Source organism: Actinomadura rupiterrae, from assembly GCF_024172125.1.
In the GTDB taxonomy this organism is placed as follows: domain Bacteria; phylum Actinomycetota; class Actinomycetes; order Streptosporangiales; family Streptosporangiaceae; genus Spirillospora; species Spirillospora rupiterrae.
Genome location: NZ_JAMZEA010000006.1, coordinates 691,712 through 718,264, shown reverse-complemented (window position 1 = coordinate 718,264; position 26,553 = coordinate 691,712). Strand labels below are relative to the sequence as shown.

General features: G+C 70.0%; 21 protein-coding genes and 1 pseudogene. 6 read left to right on the top strand and 16 right to left on the bottom strand.

The genetic code is table 11. The annotated features are described in order from the left end of the window. Positions 1-16 precede the first annotated feature (16 nt). From FHU30_RS24135 to FHU30_RS24110, 6 genes and pseudogenes are all read right to left on the bottom strand, one after another. The gene (locus FHU30_RS24135; protein ID WP_253878822.1) at positions 17-694 is read right to left on the bottom strand and encodes a lysophospholipid acyltransferase family protein; all 678 of its coding nucleotides are present in this window, start codon (positions 692-694) and stop codon (positions 17-19) included. Positions 695-1,275: 581 nt separating this feature from the next. Next, positions 1,276-1,908, bottom strand: a complete 633-nt coding sequence (locus tag FHU30_RS24130) for a GOLPH3/VPS74 family protein (protein ID WP_253878821.1) — start codon at positions 1,906-1,908, stop codon at positions 1,276-1,278. Positions 1,909-2,070: 162 nt separating this feature from the next. Then, positions 2,071-2,289: pseudogene (locus FHU30_RS47205) on the bottom strand (type II toxin-antitoxin system antitoxin); the annotation flags it as partial. Between the two features lie 3 nt (positions 2,290-2,292). After that, complete coding sequence (locus FHU30_RS24120) at positions 2,293-3,198, bottom strand: SPFH domain-containing protein (RefSeq protein WP_372503938.1); 906 nt, start codon at positions 3,196-3,198, stop codon at positions 2,293-2,295. Between the two features lie 118 nt (positions 3,199-3,316). Continuing rightward, complete coding sequence (locus FHU30_RS24115; protein ID WP_253878820.1) at positions 3,317-4,864, bottom strand: MFS transporter; 1,548 nt, start codon at positions 4,862-4,864, stop codon at positions 3,317-3,319. A 258-nt stretch (positions 4,865-5,122) separates the two neighbouring features. Beyond that, positions 5,123-8,263, bottom strand: a complete 3,141-nt coding sequence (locus FHU30_RS24110) for an ATP-binding protein (RefSeq protein ID WP_253878819.1) — start codon at positions 8,261-8,263, stop codon at positions 5,123-5,125. Positions 8,264-8,409: 146 nt separating this feature from the next. On the opposite strand from FHU30_RS24110, the gene FHU30_RS24105 reads away from it, so the two are divergent. Next, entirely contained in the window at positions 8,410-10,515 is a 2,106-nt protein-coding gene (locus FHU30_RS24105) for a tetratricopeptide repeat protein (RefSeq protein WP_253878818.1), read from the top strand. Here the strand turns inward: FHU30_RS24105 and FHU30_RS24100 are convergent. Both FHU30_RS24100 and FHU30_RS24095 read right to left on the bottom strand, forming a co-directional pair. After that, on the bottom strand, positions 10,508-11,692 hold the full coding sequence (locus tag FHU30_RS24100; RefSeq protein ID WP_253878817.1) for a hypothetical protein: 1,185 nt from the start codon (positions 11,690-11,692) through the stop codon (positions 10,508-10,510). The genes FHU30_RS24105 and FHU30_RS24100 overlap by 8 nt on opposite strands. Next, a complete protein-coding gene (locus tag FHU30_RS24095) occupies positions 11,625-12,146 on the bottom strand; it encodes a hypothetical protein (RefSeq protein WP_253878816.1) in 522 nt (173 codons plus the stop codon). The genes FHU30_RS24100 and FHU30_RS24095 overlap by 68 nt, the downstream gene beginning before the upstream one ends. Before the next feature lie 256 nt (positions 12,147-12,402). Here FHU30_RS24095 and FHU30_RS24090 point away from each other — a divergent pair, with 256 nt between their 5' ends. The 3 genes from FHU30_RS24090 (at position 12,403) to FHU30_RS24080 (ending at position 14,714) form a co-directional block, all read left to right on the top strand. Then, on the top strand, positions 12,403-13,008 hold the full coding sequence (locus tag FHU30_RS24090; RefSeq protein WP_253878815.1) for a hypothetical protein: 606 nt from the start codon (positions 12,403-12,405) through the stop codon (positions 13,006-13,008). Continuing rightward, positions 13,005-13,319, top strand: coding sequence for a DNA-binding protein (locus FHU30_RS24085; RefSeq protein ID WP_253878814.1), 315 nt, complete (start codon positions 13,005-13,007; stop codon positions 13,317-13,319). The genes FHU30_RS24090 and FHU30_RS24085 overlap by 4 nt, the downstream gene beginning before the upstream one ends. A 156-nt stretch (positions 13,320-13,475) precedes the next feature. Further along, positions 13,476-14,714 (top strand): IS256 family transposase, encoded by a 1,239-nt coding sequence (locus tag FHU30_RS24080; RefSeq protein WP_372503872.1) that lies wholly within the window; start codon positions 13,476-13,478, stop codon positions 14,712-14,714. 137 nt (positions 14,715-14,851) lie between these two features. Here FHU30_RS24080 and FHU30_RS24075 read toward each other — a convergent pair whose 3' ends face one another. The 8 genes from FHU30_RS24075 to FHU30_RS24040 form a co-directional block, all read right to left on the bottom strand. Beyond that, positions 14,852-16,726: a DUF2075 domain-containing protein gene (locus tag FHU30_RS24075; RefSeq protein ID WP_253878813.1), complete on the bottom strand. Its 1,875-nt coding sequence runs from the start codon at positions 16,724-16,726 to the stop codon at positions 14,852-14,854. Between the two features lie 135 nt (positions 16,727-16,861). Further along, positions 16,862-17,224, bottom strand: coding sequence for a nucleotide pyrophosphohydrolase (locus FHU30_RS24070; RefSeq protein WP_253878812.1), 363 nt, complete (start codon positions 17,222-17,224; stop codon positions 16,862-16,864). Positions 17,225-17,233: 9 nt separating this feature from the next. Continuing rightward, a complete protein-coding gene (locus FHU30_RS24065) occupies positions 17,234-17,608 on the bottom strand; it encodes a hypothetical protein (protein ID WP_253878811.1) in 375 nt (124 codons plus the stop codon). Then, positions 17,598-18,788 (bottom strand): AAA family ATPase, encoded by a 1,191-nt coding sequence (locus FHU30_RS24060; protein WP_253878810.1) that lies wholly within the window; start codon positions 18,786-18,788, stop codon positions 17,598-17,600. The genes FHU30_RS24065 and FHU30_RS24060 overlap by 11 nt, the downstream gene beginning before the upstream one ends. 55 nt (positions 18,789-18,843) lie before the next feature. Next, entirely contained in the window at positions 18,844-19,956 is a 1,113-nt protein-coding gene (locus FHU30_RS24055; protein ID WP_253878809.1) for an AAA family ATPase, read from the bottom strand. Between the two features lie 112 nt (positions 19,957-20,068). Continuing rightward, the gene (locus FHU30_RS24050) at positions 20,069-21,541 is read right to left on the bottom strand and encodes an SNIPE associated domain-containing protein (RefSeq protein WP_253878808.1); all 1,473 of its coding nucleotides are present in this window, start codon (positions 21,539-21,541) and stop codon (positions 20,069-20,071) included. An 816-nt stretch (positions 21,542-22,357) separates the two neighbouring features. Next, positions 22,358-22,612 (bottom strand): hypothetical protein, encoded by a 255-nt coding sequence (locus FHU30_RS24045; RefSeq protein ID WP_253878807.1) that lies wholly within the window; start codon positions 22,610-22,612, stop codon positions 22,358-22,360. Between the two features lie 168 nt (positions 22,613-22,780). Beyond that, positions 22,781-23,806 carry a hypothetical protein gene (locus FHU30_RS24040; RefSeq protein WP_253878806.1) on the bottom strand — a complete coding sequence of 342 codons (1,026 nt, stop codon included), beginning with the start codon at positions 23,804-23,806 and terminating at the stop codon, positions 22,781-22,783. A 67-nt stretch (positions 23,807-23,873) separates the two neighbouring features. Between FHU30_RS24040 and FHU30_RS24035 the strand changes: the two genes are divergently transcribed. Together FHU30_RS24035 and FHU30_RS24030 are read left to right on the top strand one after the other, a co-directional pair. Beyond that, a complete protein-coding gene (locus FHU30_RS24035; RefSeq protein WP_253878805.1) occupies positions 23,874-24,317 on the top strand; it encodes a MarR family winged helix-turn-helix transcriptional regulator in 444 nt (147 codons plus the stop codon). A 20-nt stretch (positions 24,318-24,337) separates the two neighbouring features. Next, positions 24,338-26,545 carry a molybdopterin-dependent oxidoreductase gene (locus FHU30_RS24030; RefSeq protein ID WP_253878804.1) on the top strand — a complete coding sequence of 736 codons (2,208 nt, stop codon included), beginning with the start codon at positions 24,338-24,340 and terminating at the stop codon, positions 26,543-26,545. The last annotated feature ends 8 nt before the right edge of the window (positions 26,546-26,553 follow it).

The window sequence follows — 26,553 nt, the reverse complement described above, 5'->3', positions numbered from 1 at the left end:
AGCGAATATCCGGTCCTCAGTCCTGCCCGGGAACGGGCGCGTACGAGTCCACGTACTCCTGGCCGGACAGCTTCTGGATGGCCTGCATGACCTGGTCGGTGGCGTATCGGACGGCCTCCCGGTCGCGTTCCGCCCCGGTGAATTCCAGCGGCTCCCCGAAACGGACCTCCACTCGCCCCGGTTTCGGAAGGGCCTGACCGCGCGGCTGGAGGCGGTCGGTCCCGATGATCCCGACCGGAACCACGGGCGCGCCCGTCCGAAGCGCCAGCCGGCCCACGCCCATGCGGCCCCGGTACAGGCGTCCGTCCGGGGAGCGGGTGCCCTCGGGATGGATCGCGAACGCGTCCCCGCGCTCCAGCACGGCCGCCGAGGCGTCCATCGCGGCGATCACGGCGCGCCCGCCCGAACGGTCCACGGAGATCGCGCCGACGCTGCGGAAGAACGCGGCCTGCGCCCTCCCGAGCCTGCCCGGCCGCGTGAAGTACTCCTGCTTGCCGAGGAAGAACACCTGGCGCGGGACCACCAGGGGCACGATGAACGAGTCCATCACCGCCAGGTGGTTGGCCGCGAGGATCAGCGGCCCCGACCGCGGCACGTGCTCCGACCCCGTCACCTTCGGCCGGAACGCCACCCGCAGCGCGGGTCCGAGGAAGACGTACTTCGTGAGGGGATAGATCAGGCGTTCGGGGTCCATGCCCGAAACGCTAGGTTCTGCCCGCGAACGCCTGCCCTGCCGGGCCAATACAAACCGACCCGTCGGGATTTTGTAGGATCCCGCACTTGCCAACGCTCCGAGTCCGAGAGTCACGCGGTAGCGGCCCTACGCCGACCCGGCCTGCACGCCCCCGCTGCGCATGCCGGGCTCACGTCCCGCGCCCGTGGTACCTGCCGGGCCTCGCTCGTCGCGGCTGCCGCGCCTACCGGCTCGCGCCTTGCGCCCGCTGTTCCTACCGGCTCGCGCCTTGCGCCCGCTGTTCCTACCGGCTCGCGCCTTGCGCCCGCTGTTCCTACCGGCTCGCGCCTTGCGCCCGCTGTTCCTACCGGCTCGCGCCTCGCGCCTGCTCTGCCTACCGGCCTCGCTCCTTGCGCCTGCTCTGCCTAGCGGCTTCGCTCCTTGCGCCTGTCGGGCGTGCCGGGTGCTCCTCGCGCTCGCGCTCCCTAGCAGGCCGCGCCGCCGCTCCCGACAATGCGTGCTGGCGCGAATCCCCGCGGACCTCGGCCCTGGCTGTTCTGCGGTTCGTTGAGGACGGACCGACGCCTGAAAGCTCAGCGGGGTCAGCCGCTGGCGCTGGCTGCGGAGGCGCGTTGCTGGCGGACCGCTTTGCGCAGGCCGGGCGCCGCGGGGCCGCTCCGGGCCGTCAGCTCGGCGATCCGGGCACGCCGCCGACGGGTTTCGGACCGCGGCACCACCGTGCGGACCTCGCCCGCCGCGGCCAGCGCGACCGCCGCCGCGTCCAGGCTGTTCACGTGCGCGACCGGACGCCCCTGCAGCGCCGAGGACGCCCCGCGCGCCAGCGCCTTCACCACGCGCGTGTCCCGGACCTCGATCCCCGTCGCGGGGAAGAACAGCAAGACGCGGCGCGGACGCAGCCGGATCCAGCCGCCCTCGTCCAGCTCGTCCCGGACGGTCCGGACCATCTTCCGCGCGTCCTTGCGCACCCAGTGCTGCCAAGGCCGCGGTCGCGAGGCGCCGATCTGCGCGATGAGCCCGTACGGGTCCGGGCCGTCCGTCCCGACGACGGGCTTCCCGCGCTCCTCGCCGAGCCGTCCGTCCAGGTAGAGCTCGGTGAGCGCGGCGGCCCGCAGGACGAGCCCGAGCCGCGCGCCGCGCAGCGCCAGGCGCTGCCGCCGCGTGTCGTAGGCCAGCAGGAACATTCGCTGGGGCAGGGTTTCCGGGATCTCGACCATGTGACTCGACCTCTACTCTCCGGGCCGGTCCGCCTCGGGGGCCCCGGCCGTTTCGGCGGTGCCGCCACCGCCATCCGTCTCGCCGCTTACCATTTCGGTCGCACCCTCACGACCGTCCGCAACGTCACGCCCGTCCGTAACGGAACGGCCGTCCGCGCCGCTGTCGCCGTCGTCGCCGTCCCCAGTGTCCTTGGACGGACGGCCCGGGCGGCGCATCCGGCTCGCGTCCTTCGGCATCCGGCCCGCTTCCGCGAGAGCGCGCCGGAGCAGGAACTCGATCTGGGCGTTGGTGCTGCGCAGCTCGTCACCCGCCCACCGCGCCAGCGCGTCGTGCACGGCGGGGTCGAGGCGCAGCAGGACCTTCTTGCGTTCGGTGGCCACGGGCTACTGGTAGAGGGACCCGGTGTTCACGACCGGCTGGGCGTCGCGGTCGGCGCAGAGCACCACCAGCAGGTTGCTGACCATCGCGGCCTTGCGCTCCTCGTCCAGGTCCACCACGTTCTCCTCGTCGAGCTTGGTCAGCGCCTGCTGGACCATGCCGACCGCGCCGTCCACGATGCGCTGCCGGGCCGCGACGACCGCGCCCGCCTGCTGCCGGCGCAGCATCGCCTGGGCGATCTCCGGCGCGTACGCGAGCCGGGTGATCCGGGACTCGACGATCTTCACTCCGGCGGACGACACGCGCAGCGCGATCTCCGCCGACAGCTGCCCGGTGATCTCGTCGGCGTTCTCGCGCAGCGACGTCCGGTCGGACGCGTCGTACGGGAAGCTGCCCGCGATGTGCCGGACGGCCGCTTCGGTCTGGAACGCCACGAACTCCACGAAGTCGTCCACCTCGAAGACGGCGCGCGCGGTGTCCTCGACCTGCCAGACGACGACCGCCGAGATGTCGATCGGGTTGCCGTCCAGGTCGTTCACCTTCGCCTGGCCCGTCTCGTGGTTGCGGATCCGGGTGGACACCCGGCGCCGCGCGGTGATCGGGTTCACCCAGCGCAGGCCGTCCGTCCGGACCGTCCCGCTGTACCGGCCGAGCAGCTGGAGCACCCGCGCCTCGCCCGGCGCGACCGCCGTGAGGCCCGCCGCGACGACGACCCCCGCGAGGAAGGCGAGCACTCCGACGACGACCGCGGCGACCGAGCCCGCGCCGTGGGACGCGACGCCCCCGACGAACGCGGCGACGCCCGCCAGGACCAGCAGCAGGGCGAGCCCCGCCATCGGCCATCCGCTCATGTCCCGCGCGGGCCGCTCGGCGACCTTCGGGCGGGGCATCTCGACCTGTGCTGCTTCCATGGCTCCTCCTCGGCTATGGCATCAATCTAGCAAAGTGATATCACTTTTCCAAGCGGCCGGAACGCCGACGGCCCGCCGAAGCGGGCCGGACGGGCGGAGGCATCCGGGGCAGACCAGGTCAGCGGGCGGTTTCAAGCTCCGGCTCGTCCGCTCCCTCCTCCTCGATGACCTTCGGGACGGACCGGAGCGTCACCAGCGCGGCCCCCGCGACCAGCGCCGCGAACCCCGCGCTGCACAGGAGCGCGGCGTGCATGCCGTCCACGTAGGCGTTCCGGGCCAGGTCCGTGACCTGGGCGCCGAGCCGGGCGGGCAGCTGCGACGCGACCTGGAGCGCCGCGGGCAGCGAGTCCCGGACGGCGTGCCCGGCCGGACCGGCGACCCCCTGCGGGACGGAGATCCGGTCGCGGTAGACCGCGGTGAGGACGCTGCCCAGGATCGCCATGCCGAGCGCTCCGCCCAGCTCGGTCGCCGTCTCGGAGATCGCGGACGCGGCGCCCGACCGGTCCTTCGGCACCGAGGCGAGGACGGTGTCGCCGGTGACCGTCAGCGCCATGCCCATCCCGACGCCGGACATCGCCATCGGCAGGACCAGCACCCAGTAGGCGGTCCCGGCGTCCACCAGCGTGAACGCGGCGAACGCGGCGGTGGACAGCGCCAGCCCGGCGGCGACGGTCCGGGCCCGTCCGATCGCGTTGATCAGCGGCGGGGCGAGCGCCGCGCCGCCGACCATCGCGGCGACCGCGCCGGGCAGCCCGGCCAATCCGGACCGCAGCGGGGACCAGCCGTACACCATCTGGAAGAAGATCGAGAAGATCAGCGACTGCGCGACCAGGGCGAACATCGCGAACAGGTTCGTCACGACCGAGCCGGCGAACGCCGCGCGGCGGAACAGCCGCATGTCGATCAGCGGGTGCCCGACCTTCAGCTGGCGCCGGACGAACCAGACCAGAGCGACGAGTCCGACACCTGCCGCGATGCCGATCCGGGCGTGCGCGACCCCGTGCGCCGCCGCCTCCTTGATCGCGTAGACCACGCCGAGGACGCCGGCCACCGACAGCGGCACGCTCACCACGTCCAGCCGCCCCGGGTTCGGGTTCCGCGACTCCGGCAGCACCAGCAGCCCCGCGACCAGCGCGACCAGCATCACCGGCACGTTGATCAGGAACACCGAGCCCCACCAGAAGTCGTCCAGCAGCGCGCCGCCGATCACCGGCCCGAGCCCGACCGCCAGGCCGCCGACCCCCATGAACAGGCCGACCGCCATCGTCCGCTCCTTGGGTTCGGTGAACACCCGCCGCACCAGCGACAGCCCGGACGGCATGAGCGTCGCCCCGGCCGCGCCCAGCACGGCCCGCGCCGCGATCAGCCACTCCGCGGACGGCGCGTACGCGGTCGCGGCCGACGCCACCGCGAACACCGAGACGCCGATCATCAGCAGCCGCTTGTGCCCGATCCGGTCCCCGATCACACCCATCGTGATCAGCAGCCCGGCCAGCACGAACCCGTACGCGTCCGCGATCCACAGGATCTGCGTCGCCGACGGCCGCAGATCCGCCGACAGCTTGGGGACGGCCTGGTTCAGCGCCGTCAGGTCGATGTTCGGCACGATCGCCACCAGGGCGCATACCGCGAAGGTGCCCCACTTGCGGGCGTTGGTGATTTCCATGCCCCGGACTCTCGGCCACCCCGCGCACCGCCCACGCACCAACCACGCACCACCCCCGGTGCGCACGCACACGAGGCGCACACGAGGACGCCAGGCGCGCGCACGAGTACGCCAGGCGCGTGGACGAGTACGCCAGGCGCGTGGACGAGTACGCCAGGCGCGTGGACGAGGAAGTCGGGTACGTGGACGAGAACGCCGGACACGTGGACGAGAACGCCAGGCGCGCGCGAGGACGGGCGCTGGAGAGGCGTGTCCGGGCTAGTCGGCGAGCGCGGTGGCCTTGGCGGCGTCGGGGGAGAGGGCTGCGCCTCGCTCGTAGTGCTTCTCGTAGGCGGAGTCGCCGATCGCCGCGCGGACGCCCGATTCGATCCGCACCAGGTCGGGATCGCGTGAAGGCAGGACGCCGGCCAGCGCAGTAGCGGCGCCTATGAGAAGCGCCGCCTGCTCGGCGTTGCCCTCACCCAGTGCAACGCCCGCCAAGCCGAGAGCAGCCTCAGCCCTGTGCATGAAGATGGGATGGTCGAAGGCCAGCGTCAGCCCCTGGCGATGCAGTTCACGCGCGCGCACGAGGTCGCCTTCCGCCTCGGCGATCCAGCCAAGGCCGACCACTGCGGCGGCCCGCGTGGCTATAGCTAGGAAGCGCTCGGACACGAATCCATACAGCGACGTCTCGAAAAGTCGCCGCGCCTCAGCGATATCGCCGCTGAGCCGAGCGATCTGCCCGAGACCGTGGTAGACGGCCGCCGTCTTGTCCGGAGTGCCCGCACGGAGGCTCAACTCCTTCGCCGCCTCCAAATCCGCGCGCGCGGACACGAAGTCACCACTGCGAATGTGGACCTCCCCACGCCGGGACAGCAGATCGGCCGTGTCTTCCAAGGCGCCGAGTTCGCGCGTAAGGGTCAGCGCCTCGTTCAGTAGCGTCAGCGCGCGTTCGCGGTCGCCGAGCCGGTCGGCGATGTACGCCTGCGGGTCGAGGGAGTTCGCGACGCCCCAGCGGTCGCCGAGCGCGCGGAAGCCCTCGACGGCGGCGGCGCAGGAGGCCTCCGCCTCGGCCAGCCTGCCGCGGAACTGCAGCATGTAGCCGTCGCTCATCTTGATCAGCGCCTGCGTCCACGGATCGTCGCCGACCCAGACCGCGTAGTCGGGCATATCGTTCGGATCCGGTCCTGCGGTGAGCGCCCAGACCACCATCATCGACGGCCGCCGCAGCCGGTGGTCGATGCCGTCCACCAGCGCGGACGCCCGTTCGAGCCACGCCGTCGCGCGAGGGCCGGACGCCCCTGCCGTCACCGCGTTGGTGACGCACAGGACGTACTCCTCGTCCAGGTCGGCGGGAACGTCCTCGCCGACCAGGTCCAGCAGCTCGCGGATGAGCGGCGCGGCGTCGACCCGCCCGCGCAGCCACCAGTACCAGGACAGCGCCGCGACCAGCTGCATCGCGCTCCGCCTGTCGCTCCGGACCGCGAGCCGCAGGGCCGTGTGCAGGTTGGCGTGCTCGTCGGTCAGCCGCGCCAGCCACTCCAGCTGGCGGTGCCCGCGCAGCTCGACGTCGGCGCGCTCGGCCAGGTCGAGGAAGTAGCGGACGTGCGCGACCTGCATTTCGGACGCCTCGCCCGCCTCGTGCAGCCGCTCGGCGCAGAACGCGCGGATCGTCTGGAGCATCTGGAACCGGACGCCGTCGGACGTCCGGACGAGCGACTTGTCCGCGAGCCCTTCGAGCAGCTCCTCGGCGTCCGGAACCCCGCAGACGGCCTCGGCCGTCTCGCGCGTCCAGCCGCCGTTGAACACCGACAGCCGCCGGGCGAGGACGCGCTCCTCCTCGTCCAGCAGGTCCCAGCTCCACCCGACGACCGCGCGGAGCGTCTGGTGCCGGGGCGCGGCGGCGCGGTTCCCCCGCGACAGCAGGCGGAACCGGTCGTCCAGCCGCGCCGCGACCTCGGCTACGGGCAGCGAACGCAGCCGCGCCGCCGCCAGCTCGATCGCGAGCGGCAGGCCGTCCAGCGCCGCGCAGATCCGCCGGACGTCGGCCGCGTTCTCCTCGTCCACCACGAATCCGGGACGGACGGCCGCCGCGCGCTCCGCGAACAGTTTCACCGCCGCGAACTCCGCCGCCTCGTGCGCGCCCGCGTCCTCCGGAGGCAACGGAAGCGGCGGGATCGGGCACAACACCTCGCCCGTCACGCCGAGCCCCTCGCGGCTGGTCGTCAGTACACGCAACCCTGGGCAGGACGTCAGCAACCTGTGCGCGAGCCGCGCGACCTCTTCCACGACCTGCTCGCAGTTGTCCAGGACGAGCAGGATCCGCCGGTCCCCGAGCCCCGCCACCAGCCGCTCCACAGGATCAGCGACCTGCTCGGCCCGCCGCATCCCCAGCGCTCCGACGACCGCCGGAGCCACTTCCCCCGGCGTTCCGGCCGCCGCCAGCTCGACGAAGCAGACCTCGCCCTCCTGCCGCGACGCGGCCTCCACTGCCAACCGTGTCTTGCCCGCCCCACCCGGACCGAGCAGCGTTACAAGCCGCCCGTTCGCCAGCATTTCCCCGATGCGCCGCAACTCGTCGTCCCGGCCCACGAAGCTCGTCAACTGCGACGGAATCGTCCGAACAGACCCGTCGACCTCGGCTTTGCTCCCTGAGTCCACCGATTCGGCCTTCGGTGCCGGTTTCTCTAGGTCACCGCGCAGGATTGCCACGTGCAGGTCGGCAAGCTCGCTGGACGGGTCGGTCCCCAGCTCATCCGCCAAAACCTGCCGCGCGTTCTCATACGCCTCCAGCGCCTCGGCCTGCCGCCCCGTCCCGTACAGCGCGCGCATGAGAAGCCCTCGTGCGCGCTCGCGTAGCGGATGGGCCTCAACAACCAGCCGAAGCCGCTCAACCGCAGCACCCGGCATACCGGCCGCCACCTGAGCCTCAGCCAGATCCTCCACGGCCGCGACCCGGGCCTCCTCCAGCCGCGCGGCCTGCCCCTCCGCAAAAGGCGCTTCCCGGACGTCCGCCAAAGCAGGCCCGCGCCACAGCCCGAGCGCCTCCTCCAGCAGCTCGACCGCCCAGGCGGCCTCTCCGCCGCCCAACGCCCGCCGCCCGTCCCGAGCTAGCTCGGCGAACCGCAACGCGTCCACCCACGTCTCAGGGACGTTCAGCCGGTACCCCGCCGCATGCCCCTCCACCAGCGACGCGTCCCCCAGCCCCCGCCGCAGCCGCGACACCTGCGACTGCAATGCGTTGACCGCCCCGGACGGCGCCTCATCCCCGTACAGCCCGTCGATCAGGTGCTCGGTGGTCACCACCCGCCCGGCCGAAAGCGCCAGCATGCCCAGCAGCGCGCGCACACGAGGCCCGCCCACAGCCACGCTCTCCTCGCCGACCCGCACCTCGACCGGCCCCAACACACCGAACTCCATGCCCCAATCCTCCCGTATAAGCCCCCCACCCTGGCGAGCCCGCAGATCGAATTCGCTGATCGTTCCTCATGCGCGCGCGTGACGGGGTTTGGCAGACTGGGCGGGTTCGGGGGGACGGTCGCCAGAGGCGGAGGCTTCGAGGGCTCATGGGTGCGTCCACCGACAACGTTTTCCATGGCAACGCCGACAAGGTGGTGATGGTCGCCCGCGCGGACACCATCGTCAACAACTACGGCACGCGCCTGGACAGTGCGCTTACGAGGTTCACCCTCCCGGCCGCGCCGGCGCCCTTCGTCGACCGTGTTCCGCAGGTGCGGTTCCTGGACGAGACGTGGGAACGGCCACGCGAGCCAGGCGTTCCGGCGATCGTCCTCATGCGCGGGCTTTCGGGCATCGGACGCCGCTCGCTGGCCCTGCGCTGGGCGCACGACCACGCCGACGACTTTCCCGACGGACGCTTCTTCCTGGACCTGCCGAGCGTAGGCGGACGGGGCGCTCCCTCACCGGACGACCTGCTCGCGCCACTTCTCCGTGCCAGCGGCGTCCCGGAGGACGCCATCCTTAGCGAAGGCGCGATTCCGCTCTGGTTGCGCGCGACGGCTGCCAAACGGGTGCTGCTCGTACTGAACGGGATCGAGCTTCCAGGGCAACTCGCGCCGTTCTTGCCGCCTTCCAATACATCCATGGTCATCGCCATCACCGACCGCGACCCCGTCCCGCTCCTGCGCGCGCACGGGTGCGAAGACCTGCCCCTTAGCGAATTGGAAGACTGGGCCGGTCGCGAACTCCTGCGTACCGTTGTGGGCCCCGATCCCATAGACGCCGAGCCCGACGCCGTAGAGGACCTCCTGCGCCTGTGTGAAGGACACCCCGAAACCCTGCGTCTCGCCGCTGCGCAACTGCAGGCCGGTAGGCGAGGTGTCGGTGCGGCCGTCCGCCGGTTGCGGCGCGATCTCGCCGGGAACAGTGTGATCGTGACGCTGGGGGAGGGCGCGTACGAGTCGCTCCCGCAGGACGCCCAGATCGGTTTCGCCATGCTCGGCCTGCATCCCGCCGCTGACGACCGTTTCGGGACGACCGCCGGGCCCGTCTCCTTCGTCCCGGCCGCCGCCGCGGCGCTCCTGGGCACCGACGAAGACTCTGCTCTGGACGTCCTGGAGATTCTCACGGACCACCAGCTGCTGCGAAGCGAGAACGACCGCTTCCACATGCCGGACCGCATCCGCCGCCACGCGCACGCCATCGCGTCGGAACGCCTCTCCGAAGCCGAGCGGGACGCGGCCGTCCGACGAGCCATCGAGTGGTACCTGACGACCGCGGCCGCTGCCGACCGCACGGCGAACCCCTACCGCCCTGTATTCGGGACGGTCTACGACGCGCTCGGGGCATCTCCGTTCGGCACCAAGCGCCGCGCCCTGAACTGGCTTCAACTCGAACACCCGAATCTCTGCGCCGCCGCCTATGCGTCGTTCGACCGCGGCTGGCACGACCTGACAGTGCAGCTATGCGAAGCCCAGTGGGCATTGCAACTGTCATCCCGTCCCTATGGAACCTTCATCCCCGTCCTGGAACGGGGCCTGGAAGCAGCAGAAGCGCTGGACGACCCGCGCTGGCTGTTCCGCCTAACGACTCAACTAGGCCGCGCCTACTACGAAACGCGTCAGTTCGCCGCCGCTCGCTCGGTCTTGGCCAGAGCCCGCGACGCAGCTCTTGACACAGGCGACCCACTCAACCTGGCCACAGCCGAAGAGTTCATGGGCCGCGCCTACCTGGACGCCGGCGACTACACCGAAGCGCGCCCCTACGTGGAACGAGCACGTTCCCTAGAGGAACAGCACAACCGCCCACGCGGCGTCGCCATCAACCTGCACCACCTAGCACGCATCTCACTTGGCCTAGGCGATTGGACGTCCGCCATAGCCTTCGCCCAGGATGCCGGCCAGCGCTTCGTCAACGTCCGCGACAGCAAGGGCGACCTCAAGCCCGACCACTACAACCAGGGCCGCACCCTCTTCACCCTCGGCCAAGCCCAAGGCCACGCAGGCCGTCCCACCGAAGCCGTCGCCGCGCTTACCGCCGCCCTGGAAATCATGCGGGACGAAGACCGTCCCTACCAGCAGGCCGAAATCCTGGAAGCCCTCTCCCGCTTCGCAGACCCCGCCGATAGGGCGACGTACCGCGCGGAGGCGATCGCCGCATACGACCGCGTCCACAGCGAACGAGCAGCCCGCCTACGCGAAGAACTCAACTGACATCCACGTCGATGACGCGATCTCCCAGCCGCAACCGCTTCGGCATGGGCTGCCTGTAGGCCAGCGACCCCAACACAGCGAAATCCGGGACATCAGCACGAAGTTCCAAGGACGTCCCATCCCGTAGCCAGACCACGCATCCGTGCTCATCCACGTCCGCGACAACGGAACACGTCGGCAGTTGGGCGAACACCCGCTCAGCCGCCAACCCCGCCATCGGCCCAGGGCGCCCCTCCCGGCGCACCAGAACACCCGCGAATCCACGCGCCCGCACATCAGTGCAGTCGTCCTCCACCACCAAGTGACCAGCCGCGGACATCCGCTCTCCTATCAACGGCGTCCGCTCAATGCGCCCATCAGCCTCACACGTGGCAACCAGGACCCCAGGTCCGACAAATCCCCAATCAGGACGCTCGGCCTCGGCAGGCGGAACCGGCCGGACCCCCGCCGCCCACTCCGGCTCAGCCAACCCCATCAACCCGTACATAGCCCGCCGAAGCACACCAGCGGCCTCGCCCCGCCGCTCCACCGCCAGCCCGGCGAACATCTCACCCAAAGCCGGATCATGCGCCCTGATTGCAGCCTCGACCTGCGCCCGCAACGGCTCCCCGGACCGAATCCGCGGCACCACATCGGCCAGCACCTCCATGGCCGTCCCAGGCGCAATGTCGTCCTCGTCATAAGAAGCAAGAACCGTAGGCCGCCCCAAAGCCGCCCCGTACAACGTCACGGACCCGTGATCCCCGACCACGCAATCCGCCGCCACAAGCGCCGCCCGCCACCCCTCCCGAGGCGGAATCAACAACAACCCGGCCCGCCGGCAATCCGCCAGCCACGACCGCACCTGCCAGGCCCCATGCCCATGCCACACATTCGGATGCACCACAGCCGCGACCCGGTACTCGTCCACAGGCAGCTCACTCAACAGCCGCCCAACGAACAACGGATCGGCCCCCAGCAGCGAAGTGCGCCCCCACGTGGACGAAACAACGACAAGCCGCTGACCGTCCCGAACCCCGAGCCGCTCCCGATAAACCCGCCGCCACCCCGAACTGGCAGCGATCCGGTCGTAGCAGATATCCCCTGCCACCAGGGCCCGCGGCACGGACTCAGCGCACGACTCCTTCAGTCGAACGAGCTGCTCCCCATGCGACAGCACCAGAACATCCGGAACCACGCACCCACCCCGAACCAGCTGCTCCGCCCCAAGCCCGTAGACCGTTTTCCGTTTTCCGTTTTCCGTTTTCCGTTTTCAGGTATTTATTATAACCAATTCCATGCGGCATGACAATAAGCGGCGCCGAAACCAGATGCAGATCCCCACTGCTCGACGCGCTCAAGGCCAGATCGAACGACTCCCGCACGGCCTGCTCCCACGGAATGACCCGCGCACCGATGTCGCGCAGGAAATCGTCAACCCCGTCGTCGAATGCGGACGCCGGAATCCGCGCGAACACGACCTGCACCCGAAAGTCGTCCTCAAGAACGGCCAGCAGGTCCAGCAACCGGCCCAGTGAGGTCACCGAGTGCACCACGACCAGCACCGTCTGCGCGGCTGGGGCGGTCGTCCAGACGCCGGCCCCGTTGCCCACGGGGACCCGTGCGAACACCTGACGTCGCGCGCCGGCCACGGCCCCTCCAGTCGACAGATGCGGATGAATCCAGCAAAAAGGTCAAGTTGGAGCAGTCTACCGAATTACCGGCATGCTCGCTTCCGACTGACTAGTCACTATGCAGGACATAGCGGGTTCGCCTGTGGTAGCTAATAGCCATATCCCCCTAGTTCCTGGTGAATTCGCACCTCACCGGAGAGCTTCATGGTCGCTCAATGAAACCAGCTGCCGCGCCATGATCTGGTCCCAGGTTCCAGACCGAAAGGGGTCTGCTTTGTCCTGCGTACGCGGCGGTCGAGTCTTCGACGCGATCGAGGCCCGATTCGCGCAAGAACCCCAGGCGTCCGCGCTCACGGTCGAGTCCGGGAGCGGCGCCGAACTCCCGCTCGATCGCGCCCGCGAGATCATCCTGAATCCGGCCGAGGAACCGGCGGTCCGTGACGCGGTCTGGACCCAGCTCGTAGGCCTTGCCCAGCGGCATCGCGGAATCTGGCAGCTCGCCGCACTCTGGATGATGCTGCCGGGCCTCCGCCGGGCCGCAAGAAGAGCGCACCGCTCGACGGGCGCGGACGCCGAAGAGATCGACGCCGAAGTGGTCGTCGGGTTCCTGGGCGACCTCCACACCGACTCCCTCGCCGACGCCGTCCACGACGGGATCCTCAGCGCTCCCGAGGCCGCCCTCATCGGACGCACGCGCATCGAAGGCGAACGCCTGGGAGCCATCGCGACCCAGATGGGCCTCCACTACAACACCTGCCAGCGCCGCCGCGCCCGCGCCGAACACCGCCTGGCCGGCTACCTCCGCCTGGACAACGCCGACCCGACCGAACCTGCCCGACCCCGCCGCCAGGCCAGCAACCGTCCCACCCGCGCCGCATGAACCACCCCGACCCACCCCTGCCGAGGTTCGTTCCCCGCCGCGGACACACGCCTCCGATCACCTTCCCGGAGATCTTCCAGCTCCCCACGGTCGTCGACCTCATCACGGCGGGACGGGCCTTCGGCGTGGGCCGCAACACCGCCTACCGCCTCGTCCACCGCGACGCCTACCCCTGCGAAGTCCTCCGGCTGGGCCGGCGCTACAAGGTCCCCACCGCGAAACTCCTCGCCGCACTCGGCATAGACCCCATCCCCGTCCACCTGGACGACCTCGAAACCGGCGCCACCTTCGCCACCCACCTCGCCTCCTGACCGCCCCAAGCGCTGTGGGATCGACGCCTCAGCCACCCGTCGATCCCACAGCTTTCAGACAGGGACTGTAGAAATTTCGGTGTAACTCCTGAGGTGTAGGAGACACCTGTGACGAACGTGAGCAAGCCGGTTGATGGCGGTGAGTCCGCTGGTGAGGTGCCTTCGGCTGTGGCTGGGCAGGTTGCTGATCTGGTGGCGCAGTTGCAGGCGCAGGGTCTGCCGGTGTCGGGTGAGGGTGGGTTGCTGCAGCAGCTGACCAAGCTGGTGCTGGAGTCTTCGCTTGAGGGCGAGCTGGACGCTCATCTGGGCTATGCCAAAAACGATGCCGCTGGTCGCGGCAGTGGGAACTCCCGGAACGGGAAGCGGTCCAAGACGGTGCTGACCGAGGCGGGTCCGGTCCAGATCGAGGTGCCGCGGGACCGGGACGCCTCGTTCGAGCCGCAGATCGTGCGGAAGCGGCAGCGGCGGTTGGACGGGATCGACGGCATGGTGTTGTCGCTCAGCGCGAAGGGGCTCACGACGGGTGAGATCTCGGCGCATCTGGCCGAGGTGTATGGCGCGTCGGTGTCGAAGGACACCATCTCGGCGATCACCGACCGGGTGCTGGAGGGCATGGCCGAGTGGCAGTCGCGTCCGCTGGACGAGGTGTATCCGGTGGTGTTCATCGACGCGTTGCGGGTGAAGATCCGGGACGGCCAGGTCGCCAACCGCCCCATCTACCTCGCCCTGGGCGTCACGGTCGACGGGCAGCGCGACTTCCTCGGGCTGTGGGCCGGTGAGCACGGTGACGGTGAGGGCGCCAAGTACTGGCTGCGTGTCCTCACCGAGTTGAAGAACCGCGGTGTCAAGGACGTCCTGATGCTGGTCTGTGATGGGCTGAAGGGGCTGCCTGACTCGGTTGCTGCGGTCTGGCCGCAGACCGTGGTGCAGACCTGCGTGGTTCATCTGCTGCGCAACAGCTTCGCCTATGCCGGCAGGCAGGACTGGTCGAAACTCGCCAAGGATCTCAAGCCCGTCTACACCGCCCCGACCGAGGCCGCGGCGTTCGACCGGTTCGCCGAGTTCTCCGAGAAGTGGGAGCGCAAGTATCCCGCGATCGTCAGGTTGTGGACCAACGCCTGGGCCGAGTTCGTGCCATTCCTGGCCTTCGACGTCGAGATCCGCAAGGTCATCGCCACCACGAACGCGATCGAGTCCATCAACGCCCGGCTCCGCCGGGCCGTGAGCGCCCGCGGCCACTTCCCGACCGAGCAGGCCGCGATGAAATGCCTCTACATGGCGCTCATGGGACTGGACCCCACCGGCAAAGGCCGTGGCGCCTGGGTCCGCCGCTGGAAGCCGGCCCTCAACGCCTTCGACATCCACTTCGACGGCCGCCTGACCAGGAACAACTAACCCATCCAAGATCGACTTACACCGAAAAATTGACAGTCCCTTCAGACACCGCGTACGGCTCGACCCCCGGACTGTTCCCGCAGCGCCTTGTTGGCGCGTCTCCGGAAGCCCGGTGGGGGGTGGGTTTGGTGCGGGTGTTAGGGGAGGAGGGTGGTTAGGTAGGTCTGGGTTTCGGGGTCGACCGAGTAGATGAGGGTGCCGACCATGCCTCGGGTGAGGAGGACCTTGTAGGTGTTGCGGATGAGGGTGTCAGCGTCGGTGTCGGTGACGGTCTTCGGCTTGAGGGCGGGGTCGCGGCTTTCGGCGCGGCGCGTGATCAGGCGGCCGTCGCGGTAGACGAGGTCGGGGCCGATGATGACGCCGTTCCAGTCGTATTCGAAGCCTTGCGCGGTGTAGACGCAGCCGACCTGGTCGAAGCCGCCGGGATTGGTCGCCCACAGTTCGCTCGGCGGGGCGTCGCCGATCGCGCGGTCGCCTTTGACGTTCCACGGACGGCGCCATTCGCCGATCTGGACGTCGGGGACCAGAGCGGGCTCGTACTGGCCGGGGCCCTTGCGGGGATCGCTCCATGGCCAGCAGAAACCGGCCGTCATCCGTGCGGAGTAGCCGGCCTTGAGATGCTCGTTGAGGACGCTTTCCAGCTCGAAAGGGGAGTCGGCGAGCGAGACTTCGAAACCGTCGTCGCCGTCCCATGGCTCGGGCGCGGCGTCGTGGAGGCCGAGCAGTTTCAGGACCCATTCCTCGTACTTGCGGCTGCCGCCGCAGCGGAACTGCTCGTCGAGCGAGACGTGGATGACGTCGAGCCCCTTGGACTCGGCGTGCGTCCGGATCTCGTCCAGCGTCCCCATCTCGCCCGGACGGACGTTCTGCTGGCCGTCGAGCAGGAAGACCGGGACGCGCGCCGCGTCGATCAGCTCTTCGACCTGGGGACGGCCGGTACGGAGCCGGGCGGGCGTGTACTGGTTCGCTGAGACCTTCCGGATGCGGTGCGCCTCGTCGCAGATCAGGACGTCGAGGGCGTTCTTCTCCGCTTCCATGAAGTTGTTGAAGTACTTGAACATGGCCTTGGTCCGGGTCGAGCCCTTGGCCACGTGCCGCCGCATCGTCTGGGTGAAGGACCGCGACCCGGTGGCGTGCAGGGCCGAGACGCCGCGCCTGGACAGCTCGCCCAGCAGCGACAGCGCGATGACGGACTTGCCGCTGCCCGGGCCGCCCGTGATCACCACGACGGTCTTGTGGTCCGAGCGGCGCGCCTTGTCAACCTCGTGCATGACGATTTCGTAGGCGAGGCGCTGCTCGTCCAGCAGGACGAACTGCTCACGCTCCTTGATCTCGGCCGCCGCGACCTTGAGCAGCTGCCTGGACGGCCGGACCTCGCTCGACAGCAGCCGGTCCGCGGCGCCGCGTCCGGGCTCCGGCGCGAACAGGTCGCGCAGGTAGTCGACGAACCCGCCCCGCGTCGTCTGCGTGAACAGCCGCGTGCGCTGGTCGGTGACGGTGTCGTACAGGTCGGCGACGTCGCCGCGGGCCGCGTTGTGGAGGTAGGCGACGGCGTGGACCGCGTCCGGATGCTCCGCCAGGACGGTCAGGAAGTCGAAAAGGTACCGGGTGTACCCCTCGGCCTGGAGGGACGGGTGCAGCTTGGGCCGGTCGCCCATGGTGTTGACGAGCACCTTGCGCGGGTCCTCGTCCCAGACCTCGACATGGCTCCACTGCTTGAGCTCCACGACGACGTAGAGGTCGCCGCCGGTGCGGCGGTCCACGCCCGCGAGGACGACGTCGGCGCGCTTGCTGGTGAGCGGCAGCCGGTACTCGATGAGCATCTCGACCTGGCCGAGGCCCGCCGCGAGCAGATCCTCGGCGAGGACCGGCAGGCTGCGCCGCCAGGCGCGCCTCTCCGAGTCCGAAACGGTGAGGCCGTCGCGCATTCTCAACTGCTCGGCGATGACGTCGGCGAAGTGCCGCTCGACCGGGGAAAGCAGCGACTCGGCGGTGTGACGGACGACCGTCAAGGGTCCAACTCCCAGGCAGCACGAAGTCCTCGTGCGGCGTGGGAGCGTGTCCGCCGGCCGTCCCGGAGGACGGCCGGTGGAAGCCCGTCGGGCCGCTAACGCTTACGGGAAGAGATTATCGACGATCACTGACGTTCAGGGGTGGTGAAGGGGAGGGGCTTTGCGGGCTGAGCCTCGGTAGGTCTCGGCGTCGTAGCGCAGGGCGCCCTCGGCCATCTTGTCGGCCGTCGCTTCCAGCAGGTCGATGCCGAGGATGTCGGCCAGGCGGGTCAGGTAGGCGAAGACGTCGCCCAGCTCGGCTCGGACGCGGGCGCCGGCCTCCGGGTCGTCCATGACCCGCGCGCTCTGCTCCGGCGTGAGCCATTGGAACTCGGCGACCAGCTCGCCGACCTCGCCCGAGAGGGCCATCGCCAGGTTCTTCGGCGTGTGGAACTGCTCCCAGTCCCGCTCCGCGGCGAACTCCCGCAGCCGTTCCGCCAACTCCTCGATGCTCTGCACCGCGCCAGGCTAGTACGCCTCGGATCGGACGGACCGGAGGGCATAGGTCAGCTGCGCCAGTTCGGTATGCCAGCGGCGGAGTTCCGCTGCGCTGGGGGAGAGCTCGTAGGTGTGGTAGTGGCATGCCTGGCTGAGCTGGCCCCAGAGGCTTCGGGCCAGGCCCGTTTTGCCGGGGCTGAGTAGGCCGCCTAGGCAGAGGAGCTGGGCGCGCATCGGATTGCGGGCCATGGCGGGTATTCCGCTGCGCTTCCAGAAGTCGTCCAGCTCGCGTTCCAGGGCCAGGCGCAGTAGGAAGGTGACCATGCGGGCTGAGATGCCTTCAGCGACGGACACTTCGTGGCGCATGATCCGATCGGCCAGTGACGCCAGCTCGTCACCATTCATCGCGGATCCTCCGCGTCAGGCGGTCCACGTGCCGGACGAAACCGTTGAGATCGGCGGCGGACGGAGCGCCATGGACGCCCCTGTTGCACATCCGGTAAGCCTGGACGGCCCAGGGCCCGATCCGTTCCAGCTGGGCCTGGACGTCGTCGCGGCGGCGGCGTTCGCCGAAAGCGGCCAGGGAGACGAGGTCGGAGAGCGTCCGGGCGTCGCGGAGCGCGGCTTCGACCTCGGTATGCGGAATGCCCGTGGAGAGCCGTCCGCGCCGGTAGACCTCCACGCAGGCGGCTTCGAGCGCGGTACGGCAGAGGCCGGACGCGACCATGAACGCGGCGTCGGGCGGGAGCTCCACGCTGGCCGCGACGGCGCGGGCGTCCGCGAGGGCACGTGAAACCTCGTCCTCTACCTTGCGCACGCGCACGAGGGAACGTTCGCCGCGCGTCACTTCCATGACGGTTGCGGGGAGTTGGAGCCGGAACACCGATTCGCGTAGGCGCGTGTCATGAGTGAACACGATGACCTGGCGATGCGCGGCGACGACGGACAGCACCTTGGCCAGGCCGTCCACCTTTGCCGGATCCATCGACTGCACGGGATCGTCGATGATGACGAAACCGAACGGGGTGCGCGGCGCGAGCGCGCGCGGCAGGAAGACCGCCAGCGCGAGCGAGTGCAGCTCGCCCTGGCTCATCACGCCGAGCGCCGAGGTCTCCGTGCCGTCCACGTGCACGTCGAGGTCGGCGCGCTTCTGCAGGCCCGTGCCCGCGAGAGTGATCGTCCCTAGCGTGACGTTGCTCTCCTGGCGCAGCTCGTTCCAGATGTGCGCGGACTGCTCCGCGAACGGACGCAGCGCCTCGTTGCGCAGGTCGTTGGCCGTGTCGGTGAGCCACTTGCGCGCCGCCTTCACCGCGCGCAGCGCCGGGGCGGACTCCTGGACGGCGCGTGCGCGAGGAAGCCAGGCGGAGAGGCGGGAGGCCAGAGGACGCCAGCGGTCCTCCAAAGCGTCCAGGCGGGCGGACGCTGCGGATCGGGCTTTGTCGCAGACCTCGGCTAGCGCGCGCCCGGCATCTTCGAGGTGGTCGGCCAACTCAGACGGGTCGGTGATGTCGCGACCGGTCGTCCACCTCTCCCAGGCCGCTGACACCGAGGGCTCGACCGCGGCCTCGGGAGGCGGCGGGGCCATCAACAGCCGAGCCGCCTCCACCGCCGTCCGCAGCGACTCTCGCGCTGCGTCGGCCTCAGCGGCGAGCGAACGCAGCCGGACGATCTCGGCGCCGGTCCGTTCCGTCCAGGGCAGCGTCGAGGACGTCCTCAGTCGCGCACACCGGACAGCGCGCGTCGCCGTCCTGACGATCGAGAGCCAGGGCGAGGAGATCGGCGAGCCTGCGGGCGTCGTCGGCCGTCCCGCCGCGGAGTGAAGCCACCCTTTCCGCCGCCTGCCGCAACGCCGCCGCCGCGTCCCCCACGGACGGTCCGCGCAACGCGGCGAGCTTCCGTAACTCGGCCAGATCGGGGTCCGAACCTGGGCCGACCACCGCCAGCGCCTCGACCGCTCCGAAATCGGGCGTGCGGGCGGTGAGCAGGGCCAGCGCCGACGCCGCGCGCGGATCCTCGACCTCGCCGAGGACGTCGCAGAGCGCGTCCTTCTCCGCCTTGACCGCCTTGGCCTCGCCCTCCAGCTCCTTGCGGACGTCGTTGAGCCGGCTCTCGGCGAGCGTGAGCCGCTCCAGCCCGAGGATGCCCGCGATCGAGTCGTGGATGCCCTTCGGCCCGCTGGTCAGCATCTTGCCCAGCTCGCTGTACGAGAGGAACGGCCGGTGGGTGGCCAGCGCCTCCGACCAGCCCAGGTCCTCCAGCTCGCACGCGCCGCGCCCCGGCCTGAACACCTCGCATGCGGAGTCCTCGACCTTCGGGCCGGTCCAGGACCGCCTGATGGTGGTGCCGCCGTCCTCCCCGTCCACCTGGACGGACAGGGTCACGGAGGGCGGCTCGTCCACGTGCAGGTTCCGCCAGCCGTCCTTCCAGACGACCGACAGCCCCTGCCACCGCGCGTTCGTCGCGGTCAGCGCGATCTCCGCCCCTTCGGCGAAGCTCGACTTGCCCGAACCGTTCCGCCCGACGACCAGCGTGAGACCGGGCCCCGGGGTGAAGCCCAGCGACGTCTTCGCACCGATCCCGCGGAACCCGGAGACGGTGATGCTCTTCAGGAACGCGCGCCCGCCGCTCGCCTCGGAGTCCTCAGACCACCCCGGGGGCGTCCCGGCGTCGAACGCATCGAGCACCCAGCGGCCGACCGCTTCAGCCAGCCCGGCCGCCGCCAACCGCTCCAGCAGGACGTCCCGCAACCCCATCGGACACCTCACCTCGCGTCGAGCGTGCCGGAGACCGCCACGAAACCACGCCACAGTGGCAGAAGTGACGCCCTTTACAGGAGTGTGACCCGTTGTCAGAATCCAGCCCCGCTCACGCTGACTCGGCGCCGCGCTGCGACTCACTCGCGCGCCATTCCAAGGCCTCCGGGACCTCCGAGTACTCCAGCAGGTGGCTCCCGGCGATGCGTTCCAGCGCCTCGCGGACCTCGGCGGGCGTGGCGAAGAAGAACTCCCGCCGGTTGTTCACCCTGTTGACCCGCCGCTCGGCGAACTCGTGGTGCAGCCGGTTCTCCAGCCCGACGGCGTCCTCGCTGAAGATGAGCGCGTGCACGTCGAAGCGGAACGGCACCGAAGCGTCGCCGAGCTCCCGGACCCGGTCCATCGGCTCCAGCCGCCGGGTGAGCCCGATCTTGACCATCCTCTCGCCGAAGGCGCCGATGTTGGAGATGACATACACGTAACCCGCGCGGACGTTCGCCTCGCGGCTCTCCACGCTGGATATGGCCGCCTCCACATCCGCAAGCTTCGCCTCCATGTCCGCCACGGCCGTCTGGTCGGCGTGGCCCTCCTGTGCGCGAAGGCGCTCGAGAACGGAGACGACGTGTGAGCGCTCTTTCTGCAAGCGAGCCTTCTCTCGCTCCAACTCGCGCTGAAGTTTCTCCTCTTCGCGCTGATGCTCCCGTTCCGCCCGGACGCGTTCCTTCTCCTCCTCGACCTTCGCAAGGTAGTCGGCGGTCAGTTCGAGCTCTCGGCGACGAAGCCCCGAATAGTCGGCGCTGACCCTGATGTTCATCGTCTTGCCGAGGCGTTCGATGGTCTGGGCGGACTTGTCCAGCCGGTCGATGGCGGACTGGAGCTTGTACGGACGCATCGTCCGGACGAGGTTGTCGGCCTCGGCGTTGAACGCGCGCAGCATGAGCTTGGAGTGCTCCCGCACCATCTTGCGGCCCTGCGCGGCCGAGCCGTTGACGGTCCAGTCGGTGCTGCCGACGACAGCGCGGTCGGCTCTGGCCATCGCCTTGACGGTGTCCTTCAGCTGGGCGAGTTCGGCCTTGTAGGCGACCGCGTCGGCCAGCGGATGCCGGTACTCGTAGACACCGGCCTCCTGCAGGAGCGCGACGTCCTCGGTCTCAACGATGGCTTGGCGTACGCGCGCCAGTTCCGCCGTTCGCTCGGCGATCTGCCGATGCAGCCCTGCGGCCTCGCCTTGGAGCCGCTCAAGCTCCGCGGAGATCTGCCATGCCTCGAGTGCCCCGAGCCTGGCCAGTTCCTGCTTCAAGCCGACGTTCTCGGCCTCCAACTCCTCGATTCGCTGCTGCTTCCTCCCGAAGACCGGCGCCCGTCCGGTCCGCGCCGGAGGTACCGGCAGAGGCGCCTGCGGTACCGGCTGTGACGGCAAGGGAGCCGGAGGAGTGTGGTGAGGTGTTTCCGGAGGCATGGTCGGAGCGCCGGCCTCGCCAGCGGCGGATGCCGTTGCCGACAGCAGGCGGGAGAACGCCGCCGAATCGGCCGCGGGCAGGTCGCCGCAGTCGATGACATCGCCGTGGCGCCGGTGCAGCAGCAACGTGGATGGGTGGGCGAAGGACGACCTCACCTCCACGGACGCGATCTCGGTGAGGCCGACGTTGAGCTTCAGGCCGACGCGGGCGACATCGGACGTGCTGTAACCCGTGACCCTCCGGTCCGTCAGCACCAGATGGGTCAACGCGGGACGCATCTTCGAGGTCGTTGCGATGGCCCGGATGGTCTCGTCCTGGTCCAGGTAGAGCCGGAGTTGGCCGAGGAGCGAATCGAGCTTCGCCGCCTTGATCCGCTGCCCTGCGTACAGCCCGGAAGTAGGAGCAGGGCTGGCGGGCGGCGGCGCCGACCGAGGTTGCGGCGACACTGAGGGTGGAGCGTCCGGGAGCCAGAACTGCCAGTTCGGAGGAGGTGCCGGCCAGGAAGGATCGGGGCGCCAGCCTGGGGGCGGCCTCCACCCCCGTGGAGGGGCGGGCCAGTTGGGCGGAGGGTTGTAGTGCCAACCCGTCGGCGCTGCGGGGAAGTAGGGCGACGGGTTGTGAGGGTCATGCGGAAGCATGGAGTCTCCCAAGAAGGGCCGCGGTGCGTTGGGGGGCGGGGACTCAGAGCCATGCGCTTGTCAGGACCGGAGCAGCGGAGTCTTCGGTGCAGTTGCGCGCTCGCCGCCTGGGTCGGCGTCCGCCCATCCTCGATCACCTGTACTCCTGCCGTCCCCGGTGCGTGTGAGGGCCGGGTAAGTGCACCCCTGACAGATTCGACGCCTAAGAGTTACTGCCGGTTGGCCGGGGAGGGTGCGACGAATTGTTCGCCGTCCAACGCGAGACGAGACGGTGCACGGGCCGTACAGGTGAGCCCGGGTGGGTTAGGCGGGGATGGGGCCGCCGTCGGATTCGTCTCGGGGGCTGGGGTTTTCTTCTAGGTATTCGTCTTCGGGCCAGAGGTGGTCGGCCAGCCAGGCGAGGTACTCCTCGTCGCCCGGGTCCAGTTCGGCGGTCATGGACTCGGGGTAGACGGGTGGGGTTCTGGGGGTTCGGGAGGGCATGGCGCGCAGGAGGCGGGGCAGGCAGATCGTGGCGAAGAGGGTGGCGAGTGCTGCCAGGACCAGTGCTGCGGTCAACCCCTGCCGTCCTTCCCGGTGTGGCGTAAGGAGCAAAACAGTTGAACGCTACTAGACGCACCTATCGGACGTCGGGGCGACATGCCGCGTGCGGGGAGGGATCTTCGCGGAGTTTCACCTGAGTTGGAACGGCCCCCGGGCGGCTGCTCGGGGGCTGAGTGCGGGTGGTCAGGCGGGGACGGCCTCTTCCAGTTCTTGTTCGAGCTCTTCGTGGAGGGGTGCTGGTATGCGGGTGCGGGATTCGTAGAGGGCGGCTATGCCGACCAGGGCGGCGCCCGCGGCGAGCCACAGGGCGAGGGTGAGGATGTGGGCGCCCAGGTTGTGGTGGTCGAAGTAGAGGAGGCTGCGGATGCCTTCGACGAAGCCGGCGCCCGTCCAGAAGGAGTGCAGGGAGGCGAAGAAGCCGTTCTGGAGCTCGGGGCGGAAGACGCCGCCGGCGGTGGTGAAGTTCAGCATGACGAACAGGACCATCATCGCCAGCATCGTGAAGCGCTTGAGGAAGGTGTGCAGGCCGACGCCGATCAGCAGGATGCCGCTTGTGTAGAGGAAGGACATACCGAACAGGGCGGGCAGGTCGCGGTCCACGAGGTGGAAGACCGGGCCGGCGAAGAGGGTGCCGATGGCGCTCACGATCGTGGCGGTGCCGAGGGCGATGAGGGTGCGGATGCGCATCGGAAGGGGCGCGCCGGCGCCGCCGATCGCGGCGACCGAGGTGTAGGAGCCGATGCTGAGCGCGACGAGCAGGAAGAACAGGCCCTGCGCGGTGGGGTCGCCCTTGGCCGGCGGGGCGACGTCGGTGACCTTCAGCGGGGCGTGCTGGGCGGACGCGACGTCGGTGAAGATCTTCTGGACGGCGGTCGCGGTGGTGTCGGACCCCGCGGTGGCGACCAGCAGTTCGGGGGTGCCGGGCTCGTAGGCGCCGAAGATCTTCTGGTCCTTCAGCTGGGCGACGGCGGCCTCGCGGGACGGGACGGTCCGGACGTCGAGGGCGTCGCCCGCCTTGTCCTTGATGGTCTGCGCGAGCACCTGGGCGGGCGCGCCGCCGCCGACGACCGCGACGCGGAGTTCGTGCGGCTCCGGCTTGTGGAACGCGCCGAGGTACGCGAAGCCCATCCCGATGCACATGATCAGCGGGACGAACAGGTGGCCGAAGAGATGGCGCAGGGTGGCGCGGGTGTCGCCGGGGCTCGTCATGGTCCTCCCATCCGGGTGAGTTGCAAAATACAACCTCGATTAGTTGTAATATACAACTATGGATGCGGTGGGACCACGTGATGACGGACACGGTCGCGACGATGCGCTGGAGACGATCCGCTGGGAGCTGACCGCGCTGGCCAGGCGCGCGCGGGCGGTCGCCGGGCGCACCCATCCGGATCTCTCGCTCGTCGCGTACAGCCTGCTCAGCCACCTGAACGAGTCCGGCGGGTGCCGCGCCGTCGATCTCGCCGACTACTTCCTGCTCGACAAGTCCACGGTCAGCCGGCAGGTCGCGGCGCTCGAACGGCTCGGGCTGGTCGAGCGGCATCCCGATCCCGCGCACGCCAGAGGCCAGCGGCTCGCGCCGACCGAGGCCGGGCGCGAGCTGCTGGACGAGGCCGTCCAGCGCCGGCACGAGGCGATCACCGAGCGGTTGCGCGACTGGTCGGACGGCGATCTGGACCGGTTCGCGAGATATCTCGTCCGGTACAACGCCGCGGAGGAGTGAAGCGAGGCAGAATCGGTCCCATGGCGAAAGCAGTCACTTACTGCCGGATCTGCGAGCCGCTCTGCGGCCTGACGGCGACGGTCGAGGACGGAGTGCTGACCGGTATTCGCGCCGACCGCGAGCATCCGCTGTCGCGGGGGTTCGCGTGCCCCAAGGGCATCGCGATGACCGAGGTGCAGAACGACCCGGACCGGGTCGTCCATCCGCTGCGGCGCCGCCCGGACGGCGGGTTCGAGCGCGTGACCTGGGACGAGGCGCTCGGCGACATCGCGCGGCGGCTGAACGCGCTGCGCCGCGAGCACGGCGGCGACTCGATCGGCTGGTACTTCGGCAACCCGGCGACGTTCTCGTACTCGCATCCGCTGTGGCTCAACGGATTCATGCGCGCGCTCGGTTCGCCTCATTTGTACTCGGCGGGCTCTCAGGACACGAACAGCCGGTTCGCCGCGAGTGCCCTGCTTTATGGCGCGCCGCACCTTGTCCCGCTGCCCGATATCGAGCGGACCGATTTCCTGCTGATACTCGGCGCGAACCCGCTCGTCTCGCACGGCAGCCTGGTCAGCGTGCCGCGCATCCGGGAGCGGCTGCACGGGGTCGTGAAGCGGGGCGGACGCGTCGTCGTCGGCGATCCGCGCCGCACCGAGACCGCGCGCGCCTTCGAGCACCTGCCGATCGCCCCGGACGGCGACGCGTGGCTGCTGCTCTCCCTGCTCAACGTGATCTTCGAGGACGGTCTGGCCGACATCGACACGTGCGTCCGGCAGGCGCGCGGACTCGCGGCGCTGCGAGGGCTCGTCCGCGATTTTCCGCCCGAGCGGACGGCCCCGAACAGCGGCGTTCCAGCGGACGTGGCAAGAAGCCTCGCGCACGACCTGGCCAAGGCGCCGCGCGCCGTCGTCTACGGCCGGACGGGCACCTGCCTCGGCCGGCACGCCACCCTGGTCGCGTTCCTCATCGACGCGGTGAACGCCGTGACGGGCAACCTCGACCGGCCGGGCGGCGCGATCTTCGGCGAGTCGCCGCTGCCGGTGGACGAGATCGTCAAACTTTCCGGACTCGGCACCTACGGCCGCACGCGCTCGCGGATCGGCGGCTTCCCGGACGTCCTCGGCACCTTCCCCGCCGGGATCATGGCCAGGGAGATCACCACGCCGGGCCCCGGAAGGCTGCGCGCGCTGATCGTCTCGGCGGGCAACCCGGTGCTGTCGGTCCCCGGCGCGACGGCGCTCGACGCCGCCCTGGACGAGCTCGACCTGCTCGTCTGCATCGACCTCTACGTCAGCGAGACCGGCCGCAAGGCGGACTACGTCCTGCCCGCGACGACCTTCCTCGAACGCGAGGACTTCCCGCTGCCCTTCCTGCAGAACTACCTCACGCCCTACGTCACCTGGACCGAGGCGGTCGTCCCGCCGCGCGGCGAGGCGCGCCAGGAGTGGGAGGTGATCGACGAACTTGCCGGAAGGATGCGGCTCGGCATCGGCGCGCTGGCCCCGCAGCGGCTCGCCCACCGCCTCGGCCTGCGGCCCTCGCCCCGCGCGATGGTGGACGCGCTGCTCCGGGCGAGCGCGCACGGCGACTGGTTCGGACTCAGGCCGGGTGGGCTGAGCCTCCGGAAACTTCAGCGGAACCCGCACGGGATCGTCCTCGGCGATCACCAGCCGACCGGACGGCTCCGCCGCCGTGTGACGCACCGGGACCGGCGCGTCCACCTCGCTCCGGACGAGATCGTCACCGAGATCGAGCGGCTGCGGAACGCGCCGCCACCACCTGCCGATCTCCCGCTCCGCCTGATCGGCCTGCGCGAACCGCGCTCGCACAACTCGTGGATGCACAACGCGCCGTCCCTCATGCGCACGCGTACGCATGCCGCCCGGATCAGCCCGTCCGACGCGTCCCGCTACGGCCTCGCGGACGGCACGCTGTGCGAGATCGCCTCAGCGCACGGGAGCATCCGGCTGCCCGTCCTGATTACGGACGATGTCACGCCCGGTGTTGTGGTCGTTCCCCACGGGTGGGGCCACGAGGGCGGCGGCTGGCGCGTGGCGAACGCCGCCGGCGGCGCGAACGTCAACGCCCTCGCCTCGCCCGACCCCGATGACCTGGAGAAACTCGCCGGAATGGGACACCTCACCGCGATTCCGGTGCGGGTGGGGCCGCTGGGGCGGGAATCGAACACCGGGGACCCCGGGTCGCCACCGGACGGCCCGGTTCCGGACACGGAGAATTAATGATCGCC

Coding starts and splice junctions, on each gene's coding strand:
- FHU30_RS24040 (WP_253878806.1), bottom strand. CDS start 23,806: ATGACGAGCCCCGGCGACACCCGCGCCACCCTGCGCCATCTCTTCGGC.
- FHU30_RS24135 (WP_253878822.1), bottom strand. CDS start 694: ATGGACCCCGAACGCCTGATCTATCCCCTCACGAAGTACGTCTTCCTC.
- FHU30_RS24110 (WP_253878819.1), bottom strand. CDS start 8,263: ATGGAGTTCGGTGTGTTGGGGCCGGTCGAGGTGCGGGTCGGCGAGGAG.
- FHU30_RS24115 (WP_253878820.1), bottom strand. CDS start 4,864: ATGGAAATCACCAACGCCCGCAAGTGGGGCACCTTCGCGGTATGCGCC.
- FHU30_RS24060 (WP_253878810.1), bottom strand. CDS start 18,788: ATGGCCCCGCCGCCTCCCGAGGCCGCGGTCGAGCCCTCGGTGTCAGCG.
- FHU30_RS24030 (WP_253878804.1), top strand. CDS start 24,338: ATGGCGAAAGCAGTCACTTACTGCCGGATCTGCGAGCCGCTCTGCGGC.
- FHU30_RS24085 (WP_253878814.1), top strand. CDS start 13,005: ATGAACCACCCCGACCCACCCCTGCCGAGGTTCGTTCCCCGCCGCGGA.
- FHU30_RS24055 (WP_253878809.1), bottom strand. CDS start 19,956: ATGGGGTTGCGGGACGTCCTGCTGGAGCGGTTGGCGGCGGCCGGGCTG.
- FHU30_RS24130 (WP_253878821.1), bottom strand. CDS start 1,908: ATGGTCGAGATCCCGGAAACCCTGCCCCAGCGAATGTTCCTGCTGGCC.
- FHU30_RS24105 (WP_253878818.1), top strand. CDS start 8,410: ATGGGTGCGTCCACCGACAACGTTTTCCATGGCAACGCCGACAAGGTG.
- FHU30_RS24065 (WP_253878811.1), bottom strand. CDS start 17,608: ATGAATGGTGACGAGCTGGCGTCACTGGCCGATCGGATCATGCGCCAC.
- FHU30_RS24120 (WP_372503938.1), bottom strand. CDS start 3,198: ATGGAAGCAGCACAGGTCGAGATGCCCCGCCCGAAGGTCGCCGAGCGG.